Raw genomic sequence first — 7,277 nt, 5'->3', positions numbered from 1 at the left:
ACCCTGGCGCGGCGCGCTGCAAGGCCGATGAAATGCTGCTGAAGCGAAGGTCTGGGAAGCGGTGCGGGCACCGCGCACGGGGGATGTGGGGGCGAGGACGTGAGGGTGGAACCGATGGGCGGGGGCAGCGGCCCGGGCGGAGCGCTGCGGATCGATCTGCTGGGGCCCGTCCGGGCCCTGCGCGGCGACGTCCCGGTCGCCCTCGGTCCGGTACGGCGGCAGGCGGTGCTCGCGGCCCTGGTGCTGCGCGCGCCGGGCTTCGTGACGTACCGGCAGCTCCTCGACGACGTCTGGGGGGCCGAGCCGCCGGGCACGGGCCACCGCGTCCTGCCGAGCTATGTGTACGCGCTCCGCAGGGCACTGGACGCGGCGGACGCCGGGCCCGGCCGGTCGGTGATCGGCGGCGGGCGCGGCGGCTACCGCTTCGAGCCGGGCGGGGCCCGCACCGACCTGGCCGAGCTCGCCGAGCAGGCGGCGCTCGGCCGGCACGCGAAGGCGTCCGGGGACCTCGCCGGAGCCCTCGACGCGGGTGGCCGGGCGCTCGCGCTGCTCCGCGGAGAGCCGCTGCCCGGTCTGCCGGGCCCGCTCGCCGACACGGAGCGGCAGCGGCTCGTCCGGCTGCGCCGGGCCCTGCACCAGGAGCGGGCGGAGTGCCTCATCCTGCTCGGGCGCCACCAGGAGGCCCTGGACGGCCTCATGGCGGCGCCGGTGGCCCCGCCGTACGACGAACCGCTCGCCGCCCTGCGGATGCGCGCGCTGTACGGCAGCGGCCGGCAGGTCGAGGCGCTGGCCGTCTACCGGGAGACCCGCGCCCGGCTCCTCGACGAGCTGGGCGTGGAGCCGGGCGAGGACCTGCGGCGCGTGCACCAGGCGGTCCTGCGCCGGGACGACACGCTGCTCCTCGGCCGGGGAGCGCGGACCGGGGGCACGACCGCCGTACGGGCGGCGGCCGCGGACCCGGACGAGCGGGCGCACGCCGGGCGTGAGGGGACCCCGGACCGACCGATCGGAACGGGCCGCCCGGTCGCCCCCGGCGGCCCCCCCGCACCCCCGTCGCAACGAACTCCCCGGTGACACGGCTCATCTGGTCGGGCGCGAGGCGGAGCTCGCCGTCCTCACCGGTCCCGTCCATCCGGGCGCGGTGACGGTGATGACGGTGGACGGGACGGCGGGGGTCGGCAAGACCGCGCTCGTCGTGCGCGCCGCCTGGGCGCTCTCCGGCGAGCACCCCGTCGGGTGTCTGTTCGTGGACCTGGAGGCGCACGGCGCCGACGACCCGCACCGGGCCCTGCGCCGGCTGCTCCGCACGGTCCGGGGCGCGGCCGAGGAACTCCCCGCCGCGAAGGATGACGCGGACGGTCTCGAGGACCTGGTGACGGCCTGGCGGGCGGCCACGAGCGGGCTGCGGCTGCTGCTCGTCGTGGACGGCGCGCGGAGCGCCGAGCAGGTCCGGCCGCTGCTGCCCGCCGGGCCGGGGAGCCGGGTGCTCGTCGCGGGCCGCCGGCGGCTGCCCGGCCTCGACGCCGAGACGCGGCTCACGGTGGAGCCCCTGGGCTCGGGCGACGGGGTCGGCCTGCTGCGCGCGCTCCTCGGGGAGTCGCGAGCGGACCGCGAGCCCGAGGCGGCCGCGGAGCTGGCCCGGCGCTGCGGCGGTCTGCCGCTGGCGCTGCGGATCGTGAGCGCCCGGCTGCAGAGCCGCCCGTCCTGGACCCTGTCGTTCCTGGCGGGCCGGATGTCCGACGACGCGGGCGGCCTCGGTGAGCTGCGGGCGGAGGACCGCAGCGTGGAGGCCGCCTTCCGGCTCTCGTACGACCGGCTCGAACCCGAACTGCGCCGAGGATTCCGGGTGTTGGGTGTCCTCCCGACGGTCCGTTTCGACGGGCTCGGTCCGGCCGCCGCGCTGGGCCGTCCGCGTGCGCACGCCGAGGCGGTCCTGGAGGAGCTGGTCGACGCGAGCCTGCTCCAGGAGCCGCATCCGGGCCGCTACCGGCTGCACGACCTCGTCCGGGCCCACGCCCGGCAGCTCGCCGCCGCGGCGCCCGGGGAGGCGGCCGCGGACCGCGCGGCCGTCCTGAGCCTCTACACGGTGGCGGGCCGGCTCGCGGGCGACTGGGGTCCTGACGCGTTCCCGACGGGCCCCGACACCGCCGGCGCTCCGTTCGCCGGCCGGCGGGAGGCGTCGGCGTGGCTGGACGCGGCGGGCGGGGAGCTGGTCGACGTGGTGGCGTACGCGGCCGCCGCCGGGGAGTTCGACCACGCCTGCTGGATCGCGGAGGCCCTGGTGGACCATCTGCTCCGGCGCGGCCACCCCCACGAGGCCCGGGCGGCCCTCGAACTCGCCCTGCCCTGTGCCGACCGGGCCACCGACCGGCGGATGGCGTCCTCGCTCCGCACCTGCCTGGGGGTCGTCGACGTCCACCGGGGACGGTTCCGGCAGGCGCACTCCTGGTTCACGGAGGCGCTGCACAGCAGCACCGGCGTACGGGACCGGGCGCGGGCCGTCGCGGGCATCGGCGTCTGCGCGTGGACGCAGGGCCGCGTCGCGGAGGGAACCGCCCACCTGGAGGAGGCGGTGGAACTGGCGGCGGGACACGGCGACGACTGGCTGACCAACGTGGTGACCTGCAACCTCGGCGCGATCCACCACCAACAGGGCCGTCACGAGGACGCCCTTGAGCTCTTCCTCGCGGCGCTCGCGCTCGCGGAGAAGCACGGCCGGCCCCGTACGATCAGCAGCACCCTGTGCTTCGTCGCCGAGGCCCAACTGGCCCTGGGCCGCGCCGGGGAGGCCGCCGACCTGCTGCGCCGGGCGGCCGAGCTCGCCCGCGAGGCCGACGACGCGCCGCTGCACGCCTCGGCCCTGTCCCGCCTGGCCACCGCCGAACACGCCCGGGGCGAGCTGCGCACGGCCGTCGACACCCATCACGAGGCCCTGTCCACCCTGACCGAACACACCAGCACCTGGCTGGAGATGGAGGTCCGCATCCGCCTCGGCAGCACCTACGCGGCGGCGGGCCGTCGCGCGGAGGCCCATCAGGAGTTCGCGACGGCGCTCTCCCTGCCCGACGCCGGCGACCACCCCCAGCAGTACGAGCGCGCCCGCGACGGCCTGGCCGCCACGGGCTCCCCCGCACCGTCCGCCGCCGACCGGTAGGCGCCCCGCCCCCCCCCGCGCGAAAAATCCCGTGCCGCCACCGGCGGGAGGCCGTACGATGATCGCGATGACGACTCACCTCCTTCACAGATCGGGGGTCCCGTCCGCGCAAGGTGAGTGCTGATGACCACTCCCTCCGCGTACGAGGATTCCCGCCTCTCCCGCTGGCTGCGCGTGCGCGAGTTCGCCGTGCCGCCCTCCATGATCGAGACCGCGACCACCCGACGTCGGGCCGGTGACTGGGCGGGCGCCTGCGCCGCCGCCCACATCGACGTCGATCTCGACCTCCGTGCCCTGGCACGCCGTCACGGCACGGAGCTCGCGGCCCGCGTGCGGGCCGATCTCCGTCTGCTCGCCCCGGACCTGCTGCGCTGGCACATGCCGCGGATCGCGCCCGACGGGCTGCTTCGCCCGGGCCTCACCGTCGCGCTGGCCCGGTACGGCACCGGAGGACGTGACGGGGCGCGCCCCCCGCACCTGGTGGCGCGGACCGCGCCCGCCTGGGCGGACTCCGGGCAGCGGATCAGCCTTGCGCTCTGGGACCCGTCCTCCGGCACCGGTCCCGCGCACTTCCCGCCACACCCCCATCCGCATCCCCGGTTCCGGCTCGACCTGCACCGCCATCTCTGGGATGCGAGCCGGGCCGGTGAACTGCGGACACGCTCCGGGGCCGACCGGCCGCCCGCCGCCCCTCCCGCGCAGGATCCCGACCTGCCGCAGGGCGGGCTGCACTGTGCCGTGCACCGGTGGACCGACGAGGCCGCGATCCTGCTGCGCGCCGAGGGCCGGCCGGCGGGCCCCGTGGCCGTACGCCTGGGCAAGGGGCACCGGCTGGTTCTGCACGCCGACCCGTCCGCTCCCCCCTCCTCCGCGCCGTACCGGGCCGCCCCGCGGACCGCACCCGCCCGGCGCACCTCCGCCGCGGCGCCCGTCCTGCCGGACGCGGCCACCTGGCTGCTGCCCGATCTGCACCTGCTGCGGGCCGGTCTCGTCGAGGCCGGGCAGCTGCACCCGCTGGTCGCCGCCGCGCTCGTGCCCGGCCACCGACCGAGCGGTCCGCCGCGGCCGCCCGACCGGGCGGGCGAACCGCGCCTGGTGGAGTGCCGGGGTGCCCGGCATCGGATCGGCCTGGTCGACGGCGTCCTGACTCCGCTCGACCACGACCCGGCCGAACTCCGGCGCGAGGAACTCCTCGTCGCGCTCACCGGCACGGCGCTCCCCTGCGTACGGGCCGTCGACGAGGCGCACCGGCGTCCGGACTGCCTCACCGGTGTCCGCGAGCGGCTCGACCACGGTGACATCGCCGGGGCGCTGGCCGTCGTCGAGGGCCTGCTCGGTCCCGCCGCACTGCTGCGCGACGGCGCCCTCCGGGACGCGCTGGAGGCGGCGGCGCGGCAGCGCGTCACCTACGGGCTCTACCGGGCCGGGCTGTTCGGGCCCGCGCCCGGCCGGGAGCTCGCGCCCTCTCCCCCACCCGCCCGCAGAACGCGTCCCGACAGCCGCCGCACGCGCACGCGTGGCGCGCGTCCGCGCCACGCCACCTCCGCCGCCCTCTCCTCTTCCGCGTCCCGCTGACGGAGACCTCGTCTCCCTCCTCTCCTTCCTCAGGTGATCTCCCATGCCCACACCCATGTCCTCCACCGCGGCCTCGTCCACCGGACTCGATGCCGCCGGCGCCCTGTTGTCCCTGCTGCGCGACACCACCACCGAGCCCCGGCCCGACCCCCAGCTGGAGGCGCTGACCCTGGCGGTCGCCGCCGACCTGCCCGTACTCCTGTGGGGTGAGCCGGGCATCGGCAAGACCGCCGCGCTGACCCAGCTCGCCGCCGCGCTCGACCTGCCGCTGACCACGGTCATCGCGAGCGTGCACGAGCCCACCGACTTCTCCGGTCTGCCCGTCGTCGGCGACGACCCCGCGGCGCAGGGCGTGCCGATGGCCCCGCCGGAGTGGGCCGTGCGTCTGGTGCGGGCCGGCCGGGGCCTGCTGTTCCTGGACGAGCTGTCCACCGCTCCCCCGGCCGTCCAGGCGGCCCTGCTCCGTCTCGTCCTGGAGCGGCGGGTCGGGACGCTGGTCCTCCCGCCCGAGGTGCGGATCGTCGCCGCCGCCAATCCCCGGTCCTCGGCCGCCGACGGCTGGGAGCTGAGCCCGCCGCTCGCCAACCGTTTCGTCCATCTGCGGTGGACCCACGACGCCGAGGTCGTGGTCCGCGGCCTCGGGGGCGTCTGGCCGCGCGCCACGCTCCCCCGGCTCGACCCGGAGAAGCTGCCGGAAGCCGTGGAGGTCGCCCGGCGGGCGGTCTGCGGGCTGCTGACCGCCCGTCCGGCGCTCGTGCACCGGCTGCCCAGTGGTGAGGCGCTGCGGGGCGGTCCCTGGCCCTCGCCCCGGAGCTGGGAGATGGCGCTGCGGCTGATCGCCTTCGCGACCGCCGCCGGTGTCGCGCGGGACGTGCTCTCCCAGCTGGTCAGGGGGGTCGTCGGGGACGGCCCGGGGCTCGAACTCCTGGCCTGGCTGGACCGGATGGACCTCCCGGATCCCGAACTGCTCCTCGCCGATCCCGAGGGGGCCGAGCTGCCCGAGCGCGGGGACCGTCGTCAGGCGGCGTTGGAGGGGGTCGTGGAGGCGGTCGGCCGTCGCCCGGAGAAGTCCCGCTGGGATGCGGCGTGGACGCTGCTCGTCCGGGCGCTGGAGTCCGGGGCGCCGGATCTGGTGGTCGTGCCGGCGACGACGCTCGCGGGGCTGCGCCGGGAGGACTGGGACGTTCCGGAGTCGATCGAGCGGCTGGCCGGCGTCGTGTCCCTCTCGCGGCGCGCGGACCGGGCGGGCGACCGTGTGAAGGCGGGCGCGGGGGCGGGGCGATGAGGGCGGCCGGAGCGGTACCGAAGGGCGTGCTGGACCTGGAGAAGCTGTACGCCGCCCGTCTGCACGCCGTGCGCGTCCGGCCGTATCTGGCGACCGCGCTGTTCGCGCTGCACACCGTGGAGTCGCGGGAGGTGCCGACCATGGCCGTGGACCGCCACTGGCGCTGTTACGTCTCACCGGCGTTCGTCGACCGGACCCCGGTGGAGGAGCTGGCCGGGGTGTGGGTGCACGAGGTGACGCATCTGCTCCGCGACCATCACGGGCGGAGCGACCGGGTGGCGCGGGAGCGCGGTCTCACGGGGTCGGGCGAGCGGCTGCGGATGAACATCGCGGCGGACTGCGAGATCAACGACGACGTGTTCGGCGACGGGCTGCCGATGCCCGAAGGGGCGGTTCATCCGAAGCTTCTTGGGCTGACCGAGGGGGAGCTCATGGAGGACTATCTGCGGCAGTTCCAGCTCGGCCTGCGGACGAGGGACGCGGGCTGGCTGGACTGCGGCAGCGGAGCCGACGGCCTGGAACGGGCCTGGGATCTCGGGGCGGACGGTGCCCACGGACTGAGCGCCCAGGAGCAGGACGCCGTACGGTTCCGGGTGGCCCGGGCGATCACCGGAAGGCCGGGGAACACGTCGAAGGGCTGGCGGCGGTGGGCGGAGGAGGCGTTCCATCCGCCGCAGGCGTGGCGGGAGTTGCTGGGGGCGGCGGTCAGGTCGGCGGCGTACGGTTCCGGCGCCGGCGACGACTACTCGTACGGGCGGCCGTCGCGGCGCTCCGCCTCCGTGCCCGGCGCGGTGCTGCCCAGCCTGCGGCGCAGCCCGCCCCGGGTCTCCGTCGTCATCGACACCTCGGGTTCGGTCAGCGACGCCGAACTGGGCAGCGCGCTCCTGGAGGTCACGGCGATCTCCCGGGCGGTGGGCGGCCGTCGCGATCTGGTCACCGTGCTGCCGTGCGACGCGGCGGCGCGGATCGTCCATCCGTTGTGCCGCGCCGAGGGCATCCCGCTCCTGGGCGGTGGCGGTACGGATCTGCGGACCGGTTTCGCCGCGGCCCTGCGGGCCCGTCCGCGGCCGGACGTGCTCGTGGTGCTGACCGACGGTCAGACGCCGTGGCCGGCCACGCGGCCGCCCTGCCGGACGGTGGTGGGTCTGTTCCCGCGGGCCCGACGGTTCCGTTCCTGGGACGAGGACGACCCCGACCATGTGCCGGCCGGGCCGCCGGAGTGGGCCCGGGTGGTCGACATCGGATAGGCACCCCCCGGAGCCG

At 76.8% G+C, this 7,277-nt stretch carries 5 protein-coding genes; all 5 read left to right on the top strand.

Going from position 1 to position 7,277, the window contains the following annotated elements:
- Positions 1-114: 114 nt before the first annotated feature.
- The 5 genes from ACWGN5_RS37730 to ACWGN5_RS37710 all read left to right on the top strand — a co-directional run bounded on the left by ACWGN5_RS37730 (position 115) and on the right by ACWGN5_RS37710 (position 7,261).
- Positions 115-1,074 (top strand): AfsR/SARP family transcriptional regulator, encoded by a 960-nt coding sequence (locus ACWGN5_RS37730; RefSeq protein WP_453522926.1) that lies wholly within the window; start codon positions 115-117, stop codon positions 1,072-1,074.
- A gap of 76 nt (positions 1,075-1,150) precedes the next feature.
- Positions 1,151-3,154 (top strand): ATP-binding protein, encoded by a 2,004-nt coding sequence (locus ACWGN5_RS37725; protein ID WP_453522925.1) that lies wholly within the window; start codon positions 1,151-1,153, stop codon positions 3,152-3,154.
- 123 nt (positions 3,155-3,277) lie between these two features.
- A complete protein-coding gene (locus tag ACWGN5_RS37720) occupies positions 3,278-4,729 on the top strand; it encodes a hypothetical protein (RefSeq protein ID WP_453522924.1) in 1,452 nt (483 codons plus the stop codon).
- A gap of 43 nt (positions 4,730-4,772) precedes the next feature.
- Positions 4,773-6,014 (top strand): AAA family ATPase, encoded by a 1,242-nt coding sequence (locus ACWGN5_RS37715; RefSeq protein ID WP_453522923.1) that lies wholly within the window; start codon positions 4,773-4,775, stop codon positions 6,012-6,014.
- Positions 6,011-7,261 carry a vWA domain-containing protein gene (locus ACWGN5_RS37710; protein WP_453522922.1) on the top strand — a complete coding sequence of 417 codons (1,251 nt, stop codon included), beginning with the start codon at positions 6,011-6,013 and terminating at the stop codon, positions 7,259-7,261. Before ACWGN5_RS37715 ends, ACWGN5_RS37710 begins: the two co-directional genes overlap by 4 nt.
- Positions 7,262-7,277: the final 16 nt, after the last annotated feature.

The sequence above is a fragment of the Streptomyces sp. NPDC055815 genome (assembly GCF_053616475.1).
This window is presented reverse-complemented; position numbering and strand designations above follow the sequence as displayed.

Bases quoted from the DNA above. Each gene is read 5' to 3' on its own strand.
- ACWGN5_RS37730 (WP_453522926.1), top strand. From the start codon at position 115: ATGGGCGGGGGCAGCGGCCCGGGCGGAGCGCTGCGGATCGATCTGCTG.
- ACWGN5_RS37725 (WP_453522925.1), top strand. From the start codon at position 1,151: ATGACGGTGGACGGGACGGCGGGGGTCGGCAAGACCGCGCTCGTCGTG.
- ACWGN5_RS37720 (WP_453522924.1), top strand. From the start codon at position 3,278: ATGACCACTCCCTCCGCGTACGAGGATTCCCGCCTCTCCCGCTGGCTG.
- ACWGN5_RS37715 (WP_453522923.1), top strand. From the start codon at position 4,773: ATGCCCACACCCATGTCCTCCACCGCGGCCTCGTCCACCGGACTCGAT.
- ACWGN5_RS37710 (WP_453522922.1), top strand. From the start codon at position 6,011: ATGAGGGCGGCCGGAGCGGTACCGAAGGGCGTGCTGGACCTGGAGAAG.